13 protein-coding genes and 1 other annotated feature are annotated in these 17,720 nt (G+C 45.6%); of the genes, 10 read left to right on the top strand and 3 right to left on the bottom strand.

Translation table 11 applies throughout. The features are described 5' to 3' along the window. Positions 1–20 precede the first annotated feature (20 nt). On the bottom strand, positions 21–1,124 hold the full coding sequence (gene proB / locus FS818_RS10135) for a glutamate 5-kinase (protein ID WP_145331698.1): 1,104 nt from the start codon (positions 1,122–1,124) through the stop codon (positions 21–23). Positions 1,125–1,205: 81 nt separating this feature from the next. Next, positions 1,206–1,425, bottom strand: a binding site (T-box leader). Positions 1,426–1,499: 74 nt separating this feature from the next. Next, positions 1,500–2,708, bottom strand: coding sequence for a pyridoxal phosphate-dependent aminotransferase (locus tag FS818_RS10125; RefSeq protein ID WP_145331696.1), 1,209 nt, complete (start codon positions 2,706–2,708; stop codon positions 1,500–1,502). Between the two features lie 242 nt (positions 2,709–2,950). Here FS818_RS10125 and FS818_RS10120 point away from each other — a divergent pair, with 242 nt between their 5' ends. The 4 genes from FS818_RS10120 to FS818_RS10105 all read left to right on the top strand — a co-directional run bounded on the left by FS818_RS10120 (position 2,951) and on the right by FS818_RS10105 (position 7,054). Further along, positions 2,951–3,997 carry an ABC transporter substrate-binding protein gene (locus FS818_RS10120; RefSeq protein WP_145331695.1) on the top strand — a complete coding sequence of 349 codons (1,047 nt, stop codon included), beginning with the start codon at positions 2,951–2,953 and terminating at the stop codon, positions 3,995–3,997. Positions 3,998–4,239: 242 nt separating this feature from the next. Further along, a complete protein-coding gene (locus tag FS818_RS10115) occupies positions 4,240–5,865 on the top strand; it encodes an ABC transporter substrate-binding protein (RefSeq protein WP_186375452.1) in 1,626 nt (541 codons plus the stop codon). A gap of 68 nt (positions 5,866–5,933) precedes the next feature. After that, positions 5,934–6,749 (top strand): carbon-nitrogen family hydrolase, encoded by an 816-nt coding sequence (locus tag FS818_RS10110; protein ID WP_145331693.1) that lies wholly within the window; start codon positions 5,934–5,936, stop codon positions 6,747–6,749. Positions 6,750–6,871: 122 nt separating this feature from the next. Then, a complete protein-coding gene (locus FS818_RS10105; RefSeq protein WP_090917106.1) occupies positions 6,872–7,054 on the top strand; it encodes a hypothetical protein in 183 nt (60 codons plus the stop codon). Between the two features lie 384 nt (positions 7,055–7,438). Here FS818_RS10105 and FS818_RS10100 read toward each other — a convergent pair whose 3' ends face one another. Continuing rightward, positions 7,439–8,359: a LysR family transcriptional regulator gene (locus FS818_RS10100; RefSeq protein WP_145331692.1), complete on the bottom strand. Its 921-nt coding sequence runs from the start codon at positions 8,357–8,359 to the stop codon at positions 7,439–7,441. Positions 8,360–8,727: 368 nt separating this feature from the next. Here FS818_RS10100 and leuC point away from each other — a divergent pair, with 368 nt between their 5' ends. The 6 genes from leuC (at position 8,728) to FS818_RS10070 (ending at position 17,620) form a co-directional block, all read left to right on the top strand. Next, entirely contained in the window at positions 8,728–10,149 is a 1,422-nt protein-coding gene (gene leuC / locus FS818_RS10095; RefSeq protein WP_145331691.1) for a 3-isopropylmalate dehydratase large subunit, read from the top strand. A 31-nt stretch (positions 10,150–10,180) separates the two neighbouring features. Next, positions 10,181–10,783, top strand: coding sequence for a 3-isopropylmalate dehydratase small subunit (gene leuD / locus FS818_RS10090; RefSeq protein ID WP_145331690.1), 603 nt, complete (start codon positions 10,181–10,183; stop codon positions 10,781–10,783). A gap of 233 nt (positions 10,784–11,016) precedes the next feature. Then, the gene (locus FS818_RS10085) at positions 11,017–12,423 is read left to right on the top strand and encodes an N-acetylmuramoyl-L-alanine amidase family protein (RefSeq protein WP_145331689.1); all 1,407 of its coding nucleotides are present in this window, start codon (positions 11,017–11,019) and stop codon (positions 12,421–12,423) included. Positions 12,424–12,682: 259 nt separating this feature from the next. Next, the gene (locus FS818_RS10080) at positions 12,683–14,089 is read left to right on the top strand and encodes an N-acetylmuramoyl-L-alanine amidase family protein (RefSeq protein ID WP_145331688.1); all 1,407 of its coding nucleotides are present in this window, start codon (positions 12,683–12,685) and stop codon (positions 14,087–14,089) included. A gap of 37 nt (positions 14,090–14,126) precedes the next feature. After that, positions 14,127–14,810 carry a GerMN domain-containing protein gene (locus tag FS818_RS10075; protein ID WP_145331687.1) on the top strand — a complete coding sequence of 228 codons (684 nt, stop codon included), beginning with the start codon at positions 14,127–14,129 and terminating at the stop codon, positions 14,808–14,810. Positions 14,811–14,881: 71 nt separating this feature from the next. Then, positions 14,882–17,620: an S-layer homology domain-containing protein gene (locus tag FS818_RS10070; RefSeq protein ID WP_145331686.1), complete on the top strand. Its 2,739-nt coding sequence runs from the start codon at positions 14,882–14,884 to the stop codon at positions 17,618–17,620. The last annotated feature ends 100 nt before the right edge of the window (positions 17,621–17,720 follow it).

Genomic DNA, 17,720 nt, shown 5'->3' with positions numbered 1-17,720 from the left:
ATCCTCCTCTAGTTCCGCTATTATTTTAACGTAATCCATTCATCGCGATGAATCACTTCAAGTCTATGGATACTGTTCAGCTGTTTCATGACCTCACCGCTTGGCAGTCCTGCGATCTGACGAAGCTGATCATCATCGTAATTGACGATGCCACGACCGAGTAGCGACTCATCGGGGCCAAGCACTTCGACCACATCGCCAGCGTGGAATGTTCCCAGAACTCGCTTCACGCCTACGGGAAGCAGACTGTGCCCACCGTGAACGAGCGCTTCCTCAGCACCATGATCAACAGCAACTGTCCCAAGGGGAGTGGACATGAAGCCAAGCCACTGTTTTTTGCGAGAGAGTGAAGCCAGCTTGGTCTCAAAATAAGTTCCTTTTCCGATTCCATCCAAAGCGAGTTGCATGTCCCCAGGTTCTTTCACACTGCCTACAAAAACAGGAACACCTCCGCGTGTGGCGACTTTGGCCGCATCCACCTTGGAGCGCATACCGCCTGTGCCTACAGCTGATCCCGAACCGCCGGCATATGCATATATCTCGGCTGTGATTTCAGGTATACGGTCGTATCGCTTCGCGGCAGGGTTTTTACGTGGATCAGCGGTGTACAATCCATTGGTATCTGTAACGATGATCAGATGCTGTGCCTTAACCAGATTGGCAACTAGCGCAGATAACAGATCGTTATCACCGAATTTCAATTCGTCGACAGATACAGTATCATTTTCGTTGAAAATCGGAATGACCCCTTGTTTTAGCAGTTCCTCTACGGTCATACCCGCATTTCCCATGCGTTTACGACTGTGGAAGTCGGTACGGGTCAGTAATATTTGCGCTGTAGTAACGCGGTGCGCCGCAAAAGCCTGTTGATATGCCTGCATCAGCAAAGCCTGCCCAACCGCCGCTGCCGCTTGTTTCTCATGTAGTTGTTTGGGACGCTGAGGATACCCGATCTCCCGAAATCCGGCAGCAACGGCACCAGAAGTGACGAGAAGCACTTCGTGGCCTTGAGCAACAAGCGAAGCCATTTCATCTGCGAAAAAGGATATTGCCTGGCGATCCAAGCCGCCTTCTTCAGTGGTTAATGAGCTGCTTCCGATTTTAACGACAATACGTGAAGTCATGATTTCACTTCCTTAAACATAATTAATCAGTGATTGCGAAGCAGTCTGCTTAGGTACAAAAAAAACTCCCGTCCTTTGGTTAAAAAGGACGAAAGTTCGTTACTTCCGCGGTACCACCTTTATTGATGATCATGATCAGATCATCCGGCTCATGCCCTGTAACAGAAGGCACTGTCCTGTACACAACAGGCCGCTCAGGGGTAGGTTTCGGAGAGAAGCCGCGGTAAATTCTTGCAGCCAGATGGAATTTACTCTCTGTGCGCAACTGATTCTCTCTTACTGGTCCCGTCATCACGTTTCGTTCACTATTTCTTATAACATACCATGGAAAGTAGGCATATGCAAAGAGATTGTAGCCATATGTTCAGCTTTCACTTATTTGAAAAGATGAAGCTTCCCAATTCGCTCCGCCGCTTCACGCAGTCGTTGCTCATCACTCAGAAGACCAATGCGTACATAACCTTCCCCGCGGGAGCCAAAACCGATACCAGGCGCGACAGCAACCTTTGCTTCTCGTAACAAAATCTCAGACAGACCAGAGGAGGTATAACCTTCCGGCACAGGTAACCATCCAAAGAATGAACCTTCCGGCTTGGACGCTTGCCAACCGATCGCGTTAAGCGCCTCGTAAAATGCATCACGACGAGATTCGTATCGTGCGACCAGTGAAGTGACACAGTCCTGCGGGCCTGTCAGAGCTTCCGCAGCGGCAGCTTGGATACCACCAAACAGGCTGACATAGATATGATCCTGCAGCAGATTGATTTTGGAGATAATCTCTGCGTTCCCCAGCGCGAATCCGACACGCCATCCCGCCATATTATACGTTTTGGAGAGGGTGTAGAACTCGATGCCTACCTCTTTGGCTCCTGGAGCTTGCAAGAAGCTGACAGGACGCCGCCCGTCATATCCAATCGCACCATAAGCAAAATCACTGGCAATGACTATCTGATTCTGAATTGCAAATTCTACAGTATCCTCGTAAAAGGATAGCGGAGCCGTGGCCGAGGTTGGGTTGTTGGGATAGTTCAGGAACATAAGCTTGGCCATTTGCCGATCATCAGCGGAGATCGCCTCGTAGTCGGGTAGAAACGCGTTTGAATTTAATAGAGGCATGAAGCTCATGCGCGCCTGCGCAAGAGCAACGCCTGACCAATAGTCAGGATACCCTGGATCGGGAACCAGACATACATCCCCGGGATTCAATAAGACTTGAGGTAATTGAACCAGTCCGGTTTTGCCACCAAAAAGAATAGCGACCTCGGTCTCGGGATCAAGATCAACGTTGTAATCTTCCTTGTAACGCTTGGCAACGGCTTCCTTCAGGAAGGCATACCCGCGAAACGGAGAGTATTTGTGATAAAGCGGATTTTCAGCTGATTGCTGTAAAGATTGAATAATATGCTGGGGTGTAGGGGTGTCAGGATTACCCTGTCCCAGATTAATGACATCATGGCCACTTGCGATTTCGCGGTTTACATTTTGAACAAGAGTAGCAAAAAATTGCGTTGGCAGTTGTGACATGACATTTGCAGACGGGATTGGAAAGGCTGAAAGAGAAGATCTATGTTCTGAATTCGTCATCGTATATATCACTCCATGATGTTCATTTATGGCAAAACGTTCTCATTAATTTATCACGTCAATCCCGAGCTGTATAGAGGGAGATAGAAGTGAGGAAGAACATTTTTGTACAAAAGGGAAATGCAAAATTCAAGTTTATCCATTGAGATCAGAAAATCCATGAGTTAAGATATTTTACGATAATGATAATCAATATCACTTGAAAAATCTTGAGAGCATATCAAACAGGGGGAGAAATAGAGATGCAAAGCAAGTACCATAACAAGTACCAAAACAAGTTCCGAAATACGGCCCTTTTATTGACAGTCACAGCATTGTCCGTACTTTTATTCGCATGTTCAAACGAGGCATCGACATCTGCACCAGCTTCAGAGAATCTAGGTAATGTATCGGTTAATCAGGCAAGTCGAGACACAGAAACCGGAAAACAAACTTCTGCAGATGAGGAAAACGTCGGACAGACAAGACAGTTCAAGGATTGGACAGGTCATACCGTGACCGTGCCTGTTACTCCTCAACGTGTAATCTATCATGGCGAAGTTACCGGGGATCTGGTCGCGCTGGGCGTTATCCCTGTGGGCATACTTCGACAGGAAGGCATGGTGTTTGACGACCAGATAGCGGATTCGGAAGATGTAGGATTTCCGTTTAGTGTAGAGAGGGCCGTTGGATTGAATCCGGATCTGATTATTTTTTCGAATAGTGATGAGGCACAGTATGATCAGATCTCAAAAGTCGCACCTACAGTAACCTTTGATTCATTCGCAACATTGGAGGAGCGCATGCGAACGTTAGGCGACCTGTTAAACAAAAAACAGGAGGCAGAGGACTGGATTACAGCGCATCAAACCGCAACAGAGCAAATGTGGAAAAAGCTTCGTGATCATGGCCTAAAAGAAGGAGAGACAGCATCGGTGTTTACGATGTATCCGGGGAATCGTCTTTTTGTGATGGCTGGAGCCGGGTTACCACAGTTGTTATATGGCAAAGACGGGATGAAACCAACACCTGAAATCCAGAAGTTATTGAAGGAGGGAATGGGATTTGCGGAGATTTCTACGGAAAAAATGACAGAAATTGCCGGTGATCGGATATTTATCCTTGAACCAGTAACGGATGATGCCAAGCAGTCCACCAAGGAATTGTTAGACAGCGCAGTATGGAAAAACCTGCCCGCAGTTAAAGCTGGCAAGGTGTATCATTTTGATATTGTTAAAGCTTCGGGTGATGCGATGTCCAGAGAATGGTTATTGAAAGAGCTACCCGAACAGATGATTCAAAAATTTTAAGGAAATCCCACAACCGAATCACCACCAAATGAAATCTTGAAATTTCAGGAACTCGATTGTAAGGTTCAAATAAAATAAAATTCCCTAAAGCGCTCAACTTTGGTTGAGCGCTTTTTTGATACTAATTATCTCTGAGGGTTTCATTACCGAATGATCTAGATATAAGATTAGCACTAGACTATAATGAGTCCATAGAGTTTTGAATGATAATAATTCTCAGTAATGCTAGGAGATAAATGAACATGAAGACGTTGGATGTGAATCAAGATAAGTTATTTTTTTCGACATTCATGTTTCGGCTGGAGCAACTGGAGCGACGAATTGAACGATCTAATCAAATCATGCTGGAGGTACAGTGTGATAAACATACATTTTTAATCTGTGAAGAAGGAGAAGGGCACTTGTACATCGGCCAGGAATACTGGCCGTTTACTGCGGGTTGTATCTATCCGATTTCTCCGGGCGAGGCATACCAGCTGGAACACAGAAATTCAAACCATTTGACTTATACGGTTATGGCATATGATGCTTTTCAGGTTTTGTCCGGCCATCTCAAGTGGTATTCACCACCTTTATTTCAGCAACGCGCTCAGTTCAACGATGCTACATATGAGTCTGTGAGTGGAGTGTTAGTCGAATTGTTTGCGGCCCGAAATTATAAAAATGATGCGGAGTATTGCCATCTGAACGTACGGTTTCAACGATGGATGGAACAGATCATAACCCGTTATACCACAAAAGGTACGGATACAAATTCGGAGTCCAGGTTAACCCGGACGATTCAGTATATTGATGAGTGTTACAGAGATGAAATCACGGTCCATAAGCTTGCGAATATGGCTGGTGTTCGTCCTAAACTATACACGACAATGTTCAAGCAACGTACTGGTCAGAAACCGCTTGATTACATCAATCATGTTCGAATTCAGCATGCCAAAGATTGGTTACGCAAGACAGATGAGCCTTTACGTGATATCGCGAGCCGTGTCGGATTCAAAGATGAATATTATTTTAGCAGACGTTTTCGCCAGATTACCGGACTATCTCCTCGTCAGTATGACAGATCTATTCAACAGCAGACCTTGGTTCAGGATTGGTTAGGACACGATGTACGTATTCCCGCTAATCCAGAGCGAGTGATCTATTATGGAGATACTGCAGGGGATTTGCGAGTATTAGGTATCCATTTAATTGAGGATGAGGAGTATAATGCAGGCACTCCGATCAATGTCGAAAAGACGATTCGTTTGAAGCCGGATCTGATCATTATAGATAGTGAAGATGAGCATCAGTATAAGCATTTAACGCGCATTGCACCTACGCTGGCTTACAATTCGCATGCGCCTCTTCATGAACGTTTGACGAGAGTAGGGAACTGGTTTGGCAGGCAGAAACAAGCCAAGCGATGGCTGAGTTCGTATGAAGAACGTACATTGCAGATGTGGGAGAAGATTAGCGAAATAATTCATCTGGGAGAAACAGCCTCAGTACTCACATACCATCGGGGAGCTCGCTTGTTTGTGATGGGAAATATCGGACTTGCGCCATTATTATATCACCCATTTGGTTTCAGGCCTGTTCATAAGGTACAGGAAGCTCTTGCAGCAGGCAGAGCATACAAAGAGATTTCGGCTGATACGGTTCAAGAATATGCTGGAGATCATCTGTTCCTCATGCTTCCTCAGGAGCCAGATGCACGGCAGGCGACAGAGAAACTGATACAGAGTCCAGAATGGAGAGCTCTTACGGCTGTAAAACAAGGACGTGTTTATCCTTTGGAGGAACTGGCGTGGAATTCAGGTGATGCACAGATATGTGACCAGTTGCTGGAGAGGTTACCTGAACTGTTAGGTAGTCATCCGAGTTAATACGGTTGCGAATTTTCTAGGGATCAAGCTATGATATCAAGTATTACGGTTCGGAGGAGTGTTGGGTCATGACTGAACAAGGGGAAATGCGGGTTGTTTTGATTCAAGGGGATATTAAACTGGGAGATCCGGAAGCTAACCATCAACATATGCAGAGGTTGCTTGAACACTCATTGGAGCAATATCCGGATGCAAAGCTGGCCGTGCTTCCCGAAATGTGGAACACCGGATATGCTTTGCCGCAAATTCATGAACTTGCTGACCCGGATGGGCAAACGTCAAGGGAATGGCTGTCTGCTTTTGCGAAAAAACATCAAATCTCCATCGTGGGCGGTTCGATTGCCGAGAAGCGTGACGGACAGATCTACAATACGATGTATGCTTATAATGAGGAAGGAACAGAAGTATCACGTTATGATAAACTTCATTTGTTTCGTCTGATGGATGAGGAAAAATACTTGGAGCCGGGTGCGCAGCCTGAAATGTTCGAACTCGGCAACGGTCTGACGGCCGGGGCATCGATCTGTTATGATATTCGGTTTCCGGAATTAGCTCGAACCCTCGCTCTGAATGGCGCACGTGCATTAATTGTGCCTGCCGAATGGCCTAATCCGCGTCTGCATCACTGGCGCACATTATTGACTGCTCGGGCTATCGAGAACCAGATGTATGTTATTGCATGTAACCGCGTGGGCAAAGGGGGAGATACTGAATTTTTTGGGCACTCCTTGATCGTCGACCCGTGGGGAGAGATCGTAGTTGAAGGCGGTGAAGGCGAAGAAATTGTATCGGGAGTCATCCGTCCTGGTTTGGTTGACGAAGTTCGCGGACGCATCCCGGTGTTTGAGGATCGCAGACCAAGCATTTATTTTAGCGGGAAGTAATTTAGAAACTCAAACGTTACTCTGTCAGCCGCATTTTGATCTGAAAACTTTGAATATGCTGTTTATCGCTCCAGCAGGCGGATAATTATAACTATCCCGTCACCAAGGAGGATGATCAATCAATGGACAACCATGTGAAAGATACGCTCAGGAGACTGGAACAAGGCAACAGAAGGGTAGATCACTTAAGAGCATTCTTAGAGAATGGGACGGGAGGCTTGTCACCCCCTGAGAATTCGCAGGAAGAAGGCCGTGCCATGGATCAACAGAACAGGCTGACAAGTGATCGTAATCTGCGAAGGTAAAGGGTAGAATTATGCTTGCGCAGAATAACTGAAGGTTACGAATTAAGATGATGTGAGATATGCTAGATAAGCTATGATATATGCAATTATTTGACACAAGACAAGTTAAGCGGTATGACAGTGACAGTGAAATGAAGGTTGATGCGTGAATAGCGAGTGCTTACTTGCCATGATTTTATGTATTAACAAGCAACATTGTACTGTAACAAAAGATGCTACATTGTTTGTGGATCAGTTGTTTAGCTGGTCTGTAAACGAAAAAAAGCTGTCCCGTAGTCATTAGACTATGTGGACGGCTTTTTTGGTAAGAGCTTATAAGTGTTCTCGTCATCTTGTGATTGCACAATGCAAATCATAAATGCACGAGCTTGTTGCAGCATCGGTTTAATCTGTCTTGGAAAGCTCCGCAACGGTTTGTTGGAAAGTTTGTATAAAAGCTTCGGCTGCCTTGGATAGAACCCGCCCTTGACGATAAGCGACGACAAGCGTACGACTTGGCGTTGGATCGGCAAGCGGGACATATACAGGCACGAACTCGCTGCGGGGTGCACGGGCGATAAAACGGGGTACCAGAGTGATGCCCATGCCTGTTGCCACCAGCGATTGCAATGTTTCAATGTTGGTGCTCTCAAATACCACCTGTGGGTCAAAACCGGCTTGTTCGCAGAGATCAAACGTCAGCTTGCGGAAGCCCTGTCCTTTTTTTAGTACAACAAAGGGTTCATCCCGAAGCTCATCAATCCGCACAGGCTGCAGATTGCCCGGGGTTCCCCGATGAGCCAAAGGGTGATTCGGCGGTACTGCCAGATCTATACGTTCCTCGCCAATCGTGACATAAGACAAGCTGGACTCCTGCAAGGGTAGAGAGAGCAGGCTGAGGTCAGCTTTGCCACTCGCTGTTAATTTTTCGAGTGTAACCCCGGAATCTTCTAGTAAAGTAACTTCGATGTCGGGGTAAGCTTGTTGAAAGGCTGGGAGCACATGAGGAAGCAGATGAGAGCCGGTAATCGGCATACTGCCTACAACAACCTTTCCTTTGCGAAGCTGCGAGATATCCGACATTTCCTGACGCAACAGCTCCATGGCATCAACAATCTTTTGGGCCTGCTCAACAAAAGTAACTCCCGCGTGTGTCAGCTCAACAGTGCTGGTATTCCGTTGAAAAAGCAATACGCCAAGTTCCTTCTCAAGTTTGGACAGTTGCTGACTGAGTGAAGGCTGGGCAATATGTAATTTTTCTGCGGCTCTTGAGAAGTTCCGTTCAGCAGCAATCTGCAGTGTATATTGAAGTTGTCTGAATTCCATAATGATCCGTCATTCCTTTCATCGATGTCGTTATTATACCATTAAAGCGCAAGGGTTCGTTATTCTTATCAGGGAAGCATGGCCCTGACAGAATTCAAAAAGAGAAATTAAAGCATTGACAGGGCCAAGACATGCACGTAGTATAAGTTATATATGATAATGATAATTGTTATCAATTGAAGCCTCTGTATCCTGCAGTGGTTTATTGCTGTTTGTCTTATTATAGGTTAAACCTATTACATCTATAGATATTATATCTTGGAACAATGAAGGACGGGGTGATATATTTATGTCATTCAAGAGCTTCACTTTTACACGAACATGCAAGAAGCTCTTCCAAGGACCGAACTTATGATGAGGTGAAAATGATGAGTAAAAAAACGATGTTTGAGAAAATTTGGGAAAACCACGTAATTCATCAGGAAGAAGGAAAACCAAGCATTCTGTATATTGACCTGCATCTTGTACACGAAGTAACATCCCCGCAAGCATTTGAAGGACTTCGCCTGAGCGGTCGTAAAGTTCGCCGTCCAGAGCTGACATTTGCAACGATGGATCATAACGTGCCAACGAAGGATCGTTTTAACATTACAGATCCGATCTCCAAACAGCAAATTGATACTTTGTCTCAGAACTGCCGTGATTTCGGCGTGAAGTTGTACGATCTGGACACGATCGATCAAGGCGTCGTACACGTTATGGGACCTGAGCTGGGACTGACTCATCCGGGTAAAACGATTGTATGCGGCGACAGCCATACATCTACTCACGGGGCATTTGGTGCACTTGCATTTGGTATCGGAACAAGTGAAGTGGAACATGTTATGGCAACACAATGTTTGCAACAAGCAAAAGCAAAAACGATGGAAGTTCGTTTTGTCGGCAAACGTAACCCGGGTGTTACGGCTAAAGACATGATCCTCGCGGTCATTGCCAAATATGGTACGGACTTCGCTACAGGTTATGTTATCGAGTATACAGGCGAATCCATCCGTGAACTGAGCATGGAAGAGCGTATGACTGTATGTAACATGTCCATCGAAGGTGGAGCAAGAGCAGGACTGATCGCTCCGGATGAAACAACGTTTGAATATCTGCGTGGACGCGAGTATGTTCCTACAGGTGCAAAGTTTGATGAAGCTGTTGCGGCGTGGAAAGAGCTTGTGACGGATGAAGGTGCGGAGTTTGACCATGTCGTTGAAATCGATGTGGAAACGTTGATCCCACAAGTAACCTGGGGTACTAGCCCAGGCATGGGTACAGACATTTCTTCGAAAGTTCCTGTACCGGCAGAATTGCCTACTGAAAATGAACGTAAAGCGGCTGAAAAAGCACTTGAATATATGGGTCTTACACCTGGAACGCCAATTTCCGAAATCCCAGTTGATTATGTATTTATCGGTTCTTGCACCAACGGGCGGATTGAGGATTTGCGCGCAGCGGCGAAAGTTGCCAAAGGACATAGCGTTTCCAGCAATGTAACAGCCATCGTAGTACCAGGTTCTGGTCGTGTTAAAATCCAGGCTGAAAAAGAAGGATTGGACAAAATTTTCACAGAAGCCGGTTTCGAATGGCGTGATGCAGGGTGCAGTATGTGCCTTGCGATGAATCCGGACGTACTGCAACCAGGACAACGTTGCGCATCGACTTCCAACCGTAACTTTGAAGGACGTCAAGGCCGCGGAGGACGTACGCATCTGGTTTCACCAGCAATGGCAGCAGCCGCAGCGGTGAAAGGTCATTTTGTAGACGTACGTGACTGGAATTTCAAAACAGAAGCAGCGATCTAAGCGATAATCGCCAGAAGGGAGAACGGAACATATGGAAGCATTTCAAACACTGCAAGGCATCGTGGCACCGGTAGACCGGGTCAATGTAGATACAGACGCAATTATCCCGAAACAATTTTTGAAGCGGATTGAACGCACCGGATTTGGACAGTTTTTGTTCTATGAATGGCGTTTTGATGAAGAGGGAAACACCAATCCTTCTTTCGAAATGAACAAACCGCGTTATGAAGGAGCATCAATTCTGATTTCTCGTGCTAACTTTGGTTGCGGCTCTTCTCGTGAGCATGCACCATGGGCCATTATGGACTATGGATTCCGTTGTGTCATCGCACCCTCATTTGCGGATATCTTCTATAACAACTGTTTCAAAAACGGGATTTTGCCGATTAAACTGTCCGAAGAGCAGGTAGAAGACTTGTTCCAGCGTACTGCAAACCATGAAAATTATGAGATGAATGTGAATCTGGAAAACAAAACGATTACAGATGCACACGGATTGCACATCGATTTTGATCTGGATGAACACCGTCGTCAGTTCCTGTTGCAAGGACTGGATGACATCGGTCTGACACTTCAACATGATGATGCGATTACTGCCTATGAAGAGCGTCATGCGGCTAAACTTTTTGGCTAAATAGAGTGATAAAACACAAGCCTCCATCTGGACAAGGAATGTTCACGTTCCTTTGTTCAAGATGGAGGCTTCTTTGATTTGTTATTTTCCGACTAAATATGACAACGTTGTAACCGGATCGCTAGACAATATCTGATAGACTGGATAGTAGATTATGGAAGGGTACATAGCGTAATACAGGTAGTGAATCAGGCCTCAAATTTATATAACTTAACAAGAATGGTGGATGACGAATGAAGAAATGGTCGGCCGCAGTCATTTTTTTTCTGTTCCTTTGTCTTTTCCCAGTGATGGCTCATGCAGACCGTGCGCCTTCAATCGTGCTAGATGGAGTCACCATTGACCAAAAAGTAGGAGCACCCGCAGAGAATATTGGGAAAACGGTCATGGTTCCGATTCGTATTGTATCCGAAAACCTGGGTTATGACGTGAAATGGGAACAGGCAACGCAAACGGTGCACGTTCAGCGAGGCAATAGCTCCATCGAGATGACGGCTGGCAAAGATGCAGCTACGATTAACGGAAATGTCGTCAATCTGGATGCACCTCCCTTGATTAAACAGGGTACGACACTAGTACCTTTGCGTTTTGTAGGTGAGGGCATGGGACTACAGGTAGGATGGGACAATGGTACTAAAACGGTCAGTTTGTTTAGTCTTCCACCTGTAGTAGATACGGAGCCTGATGGTGATCCGGTGGTGACTCCTGTCCCAGTTGGTCTGACGGAACTGCAAAGCATAAGTTACAGCGGAGACCGTTTAATCGTGGCGACAAATGGAAACATCAGCCCTAAAGTGTCCAGTATTAGCGGGCCTGAGCGAATTATTGTAGATCTACCGAATACCACCTTTTCACAGACATTTGTGCAGGGACAGGCTTCGAATCCTGATGGAAGCGGGCAAATCGATGTCACGGATTCATCTCTTGTCTCTAAAGTCCGATTTGCCATGTTCAGCCAGTCGCCATCGACGGTGCGAGTGGTTTTGGATCTAAATCAAAGTGCAACAGCAAACTGGTCAGTTGGAGAGAATAACGTGTTACTCGTTGACCTATCAGCTGCGAATGGAACATCGGGGAGTCAGCCAGCCTTACCGGAGAATAACGGTAAAACAGTGATTGTTATTGACCCTGGACATGGTGGACGTCAGTCTGGTGCAGTCAGTGTATCAGGTGCTTACGAAAAAGATTTTAATCTAGCTGTAGGACTTAAAGTGAAGGCGCTTCTGGAACAGCATGCTAACATTCAAACCGTGATTACACGTCAGGATGATACGGAGCTTTCCTTGCAACAACGTGTGGATATAGCGAAGCTGAACCAGGCGAATCTGTTTGTGTCCATCCATGGAAACAAATTCACAACTCCGGTTCCAAACGGAATAGAAACATTGTACACACGAAAAGAAAGCAAAAGTTTAGCGGAGATCCTACACAAACATGTATTGCCTGTTACAGGACTTAAAGATCGCGGCGTAAAAGTGGCGAGTCTTCACGTGACTCGGGAAACATCAATGCCGGCTGTACTCCTTGAATTGGGTTTTTTGAGCAATCCAACAGATGAAGCTCTGATGCTTACAGAATCATATCAGGATGACTGTGCTCAGGCGATTGTCGACGGAATTTTAGATTATTTGAGTTTGTAGAATGGTGTTTTTCGTAAATATGCAGATTAGGGAAGCCCGTTGTTTCAAGATGCATATTTGATAAATCAGGAAAAAATAAGACATTAAAATGTAAAAAAAGCTTGATCTGACAACGTTTTTTTTCTGTTATGTTGGAATATATTCGCAACTTTTGAGATTGGGAGACGTCTAATAGGTGTCTGGTAATGCCCAAGTGTGCAGTGAAAGTTGCAAGTCTACAACATGCGGCAAAAAAATATGAGATTGGTAGGGGTGAAGGATGAAGAAGTTCGGTTTTTTGGTACTGTTATTTGTCTTTGGGCTCGTTTTCCCGGGCTATAGTCATGCAGCAGCAGACACGAAAATTATCCTAGACGGGAATGAGATCGTACAGCCTTCGGATGCGAAAGCGGATAACATCAATGGTAAGGTGATGGTGCCGATCCGTACGGTTTCCGAAAGTTTGGGATACTCTGTCGATTGGAAACAACAGTCGCAAACGGTGACGATTAGCAAAGACAACACTGCCATGCAGATGATTGTTGGACAGAAGACGGCAACAGTGAACGGCAGTAACGTAGACCTGGATGCCCCGCCCCTCGTAAAAAATGGTACGACTTTAGTACCACTCCGTTTCATCGGAGAGCAAATGGGTCTTAAGGTGGGTTGGAACAACACCACGAAGACGGTAACATTAGTTACCCAGAATTCAGGTTCCGGAAACGGGACAACCACTCCCCCGAACTCTGGTAACGATGGCGGAGGATCGGGCCAGGAAGGTCTTGTACAAGTGAACGGCATTAGCTTTAGCGACAACCGTTTCATGATTGCTACAAGTGGAAGCACAAAGCCGAACGTATTTACGATGAACGGCCCGGATCGAATTGTAATTGATCTGCCAAATACGGCTTTTGCGGATTCGTTTAGTCAAGGTCAGGCGCTGGATAGCAATCAAAATGGTCAACTCGTTGTTAACGGGTATCCAGATGTGTCTCAAATTCGTTATTCCTTATATAGCAACAGTCCTTCCACCATTCGGTTTGTTATTGATCTGACAGGTGCCAAAGGGTACAGTGTGCAGAACGATTCAGGATTGCTCATTATTGATCTAAACCATCAAGGTAGCACACCTGCTCCGCCCGTTGGCGGGAATGGCAAGAAAGTTGTAGTCATCGATGCGGGACACGGAGATCAAGACCCTGGAGCGATTGGTGTTACAGGCAAAAGAGAAAAAGATTTCAATCTTGCCATGGCATTGAAAGTGGAGGCACTTCTGAAAAAAGAACCTCAGATCGATGTCGTATTAACACGTAGTGATGATACATTTCTCGCACTGAAAGAACGTGTGAAGGTTGCACAGAACATAAATGCAGATATCTTCATCTCCATTCATGCGAATAGCGGCCCTGTCGCGGCAACGGGGGTAGAAACTTTTTATTCTCGTTCGGTTAGTAAGGAATTGGCCAATATCATGCACAAGTATCTCGTGAAGTCTTCCGGTTTAAAAGACCGTGGCGTAAAAATGGCCAGTCTCCATGTAACCCGTGAAACAACGATGCCTGCGGTGCTTTTAGAGGGGGGATTCCTTAGCAACAAGAGTGATGAAGCTGTATTGTTTACGGAAAATTTCCAAAACAATGTAGCCAAAGGTATTGTTGCTGGGATCAAGGAGTATTTGGGAATTTAATAAGGGACAACCCTTATGCTGAGGAGGATGAGTTAGAATGAACAAAAAAATATGGATCGCGGCTTTGCTGGTAACGGTTATGGCCGTAGCTGCTGGATGTGGCAGTAAACCGACAGCTGCTCCAACCCAGACGCAAGGTGCGGGATCAGAGACACAAACAGGGAACGGCGCTACAGAGGTGGAGGGTCAGGTGATTACCGACCCTACGACGGCTGGTTCCGAGGATAACAACACAACACCATCTAACTCAGCGAACGGAAGCTCGGAGGGAACAGCATCTTCTGGTGAGACATCCACGGATAAACCTTCAACATCCGATAGCAAAGAGAAGAAATCCATTGAAGTGTTTTATACCGATCCGGAGGAGCTGGAACTTCACAAAGCATCAGCCGAAATTACGTTTGCATCGGAAGATGACAAATATAAAGAGGCTTTTGCTTCCTTGCAGCAAAGCAAAGATGAGAAGCTCGTTCCGCTTTGGTCCAAAGATATTGAACTGAAATCAGTTCAATTCAAGGATGGAGCACTGACACTGGATATTCATATGCCGGATACGGCACGTCTTGGTGCTGGTGGTGAATCGTTTGCCATCGATGCGTTGAAACAAACGTTCTTCCAGTTCGACGAAGTAAAATCGCTTGATCTGCTGGTAGATGGTAAATCAACTGAAAGTTTGATGGGACATGTGGATCTTGAGCATCCAATGACAAGATCCAATTAAGCTTTGCTTCAAGTGTGTTACCGTGGACTCACGGATTGAGGTCGTTTTTATATGAGAGAGGGGAATCATAGGTGACTTTTAAATATAACCATCCATCACACTCTAAAAAAGTAGTATCAGCCGTGCTTGCAGGCATGATGGCCCTTAGCGCGGGTGGAGCTGCTATGGCAGCAGACACAACAGAAACGGGGCAGGGCCAAAATGCGGCAGTACAAAGTACGGCTGCACCAACAGGTTTGTTTAGTGATATCAAGGCTGGATACTGGGCTGAGAAACATGTATACAAGCTGGCGTATCAAGGCATTCTTCTCGGCAATAACGGCCTGTTTCGTCCAGGGGACGCGGTAACGCAACAAGAAGCGATAACGATGGCCATCCGTTTTATGAATATGGAATCACAGTTGAATACGAGCACGGCTGCGGCATTACCGACAAATATGGAAGTAGGAAACTACTTTAAGCCATATGTTGCGCTTGCACTTCAATTGGGACTCGTGGATAAAACGGAAGAAGCATCATCTGATGTCTCGAAAACAACATGGGGGCAAAAGCCGGCAACTCGTGAATGGATTACCAAACTGTTAATCCGCTCGTTGAACAAAGATGCTGAAGCGAAAGCACAGAATAATCAATCCACTGGTTTTGCAGACAATGCAAATATCTCGGACAGTGCGAAAGGGTATGTAAATCTGGCTGTTAGTTTGGATCTGGCCAAAGGTTTGGAAAACAACAAGTTCAATCCGACAGGCTCCGTAACTCGTGCACAGCTTGCAACGTTTTTTAGCCGTGGTGAATCGTTGACGGATACGAAGTATCCGAATACTTCTACGGGTTACGTTACAGGATTGAAAGACGGGCAGATCACGCTACTAGTTGACGGCAAAGCGGTTAACTATGCAGTGAACAGCAGTACCCCGTACTTTACCAAAGATAGCGAAACACGCGTATCTGCATCGGATGTGAAACTATATACGAAAGTTCTTATTGTTGGTTCGGCAGGTGCAGCTTCCTATGTGGAGGTTGTTGATGCCAAGCAACAAATGGAGAGCGTAGAAGGTACGTTTGCGCGTGCATTGTCCGGGAACAAAATCGGCCTCTTTGTAGGCGAAAACTATGAAACATATACTTACGATGAGAACACTGCATTCATGGACCAGAACGGACAAGCGATTAAACTGTCTGATATTACCGTTGACAGCATCATTGAAGTACAGCGCGAGACGTTCTCGGCTGACAAAAAAACAGTGGTGATCCGGGTTAAATCAGGTATCGTTAACAAGAGTGACAGCGGTGTAGTTGCGGAAGTGGTTACTTCCGGGAAAACAATCAAGCTCGTGAACGCTGCGGGGGCAACGGAGCAGTACGCGTATACAGATAATCTAATTATTCGTTATCAAAACCGCATTTTGTCTCTGGCTGATTTGAAGGCAGGCAGTGCTGTGAAATACACTGTCAAAGACAGTGTTCTGCAGACCATTGAGCTCGCTCAGGGCGTTGAACAATCCGTTCGTGGAACATTAGTGGAGATCGGCGGCAACCAGTCCACATTGACGTATAAACGTGATGGAGGTTCACTTGAAGCAAAATTGCTGAGTGAGAAGCCGGAAGTGATTATTAATGGTATTCAAGATGCAACGCTGAATGACCTGATTACGGATGCGAACAATGGTGACAAGGTTGAATTGACATTAAACAGTGATGACCAGGTAACTCGCATTCAGGTGATCGGCCGGCAAATGGAACCTCTGAACGGGGCTACAGTTGTATCCTATAACAGTAAAACCAAAGTGCTGACCGTGCTGGATGCAAATAAAAAGCCTTATGTATTTACACTGGATGAAAAAACAAAAATGGACTATAACACAGTCAAACCGACATTGGCAGGTCTGGAGTCCTTGCTCAATGACGGACGCAAACTGGATTTGACTTATGTGGGAACTCGTGCATTGTCTGTGAAGATAATTTACAAATACGAAGGCACAATTAGCAATATTGATACAACAAACCGAAAAATCAGCTTGTTATCCGGGAACCAGACGATTACTGTTCCTTATACGACGGCACCAGCGGTTGAAATGTATAATAAATCAACGGCCAGTCTGTCCGATTTAAAGGTAGGGGATAACGTTGCGGTTACCCTTGGAACAAATCAGGATGTAGCGCAGAAGATTGCGTTGAAAACAGTTGCTCAGTTCGAAGTTGTCTCCATAGAATCGAACGGTCGTGTTCGTGTAAAATCAGATCTGTTGACAAGTCAGTTCTATGTGGATCAAGCGGTATTGACTGGCGAAGGTGGTCAATCCATGACGGCTTCCCAGTTGACTGCGGGCAATTTGATTAACGTAACGTTTGAAGGAGCTACACCGAAGGCTGTTCAAGTGGTAAAACGTACGCTGGCCGAAGTTACTGCAGTGGACGCAACCTCGGTTACACTGAAACAGTTTAATGGTACGACAGATAAAGTATCTGTGAGTGGACCTGTTAAAGTTGTAAAATCCGGTTCGACATTAACATCTTTGACTAACCTCACGGTTGGCGACCGTGTGGAAATGACTAAAGATACAGATAATTCCACGCGATTCAGAGTGCTTACTGTCATGAGTAAACAGTTCTGGTCTTATGATGGGGTAGGTAACCAAATTTTGGTTAAACGGGAGACGACATCAGACTTGAACTACCGTTTTGCACTTGGCTCTAATGTATTTGTTCACCAGGGTGACAACACTTTAAGCGTGCAATCTCTCAGAGATAATGATAATATTGTATTGTATCTCCTGAACAACGTCGTGATGGAGATTCAAAAACAGTAATCGTTTCTTTTTCGAGGATCAAAAGAATGACCGTCTTGATACGGGATCTTTCCCGCATCAAGACGTTTTTTTTGCAAGCTTTTTGGATCCCCGCCAAGCT

It is taken from the genome of Paenibacillus xylanexedens, assembly GCF_007680605.1.
GTDB classification, from domain to species: Bacteria; Bacillota; Bacilli; order Paenibacillales; family Paenibacillaceae; genus Paenibacillus; species Paenibacillus xylanexedens_B.
The sequence above is the reverse complement of the archived record's forward strand: the minus strand, read 5'-3'. Positions and strand labels throughout refer to the sequence as shown.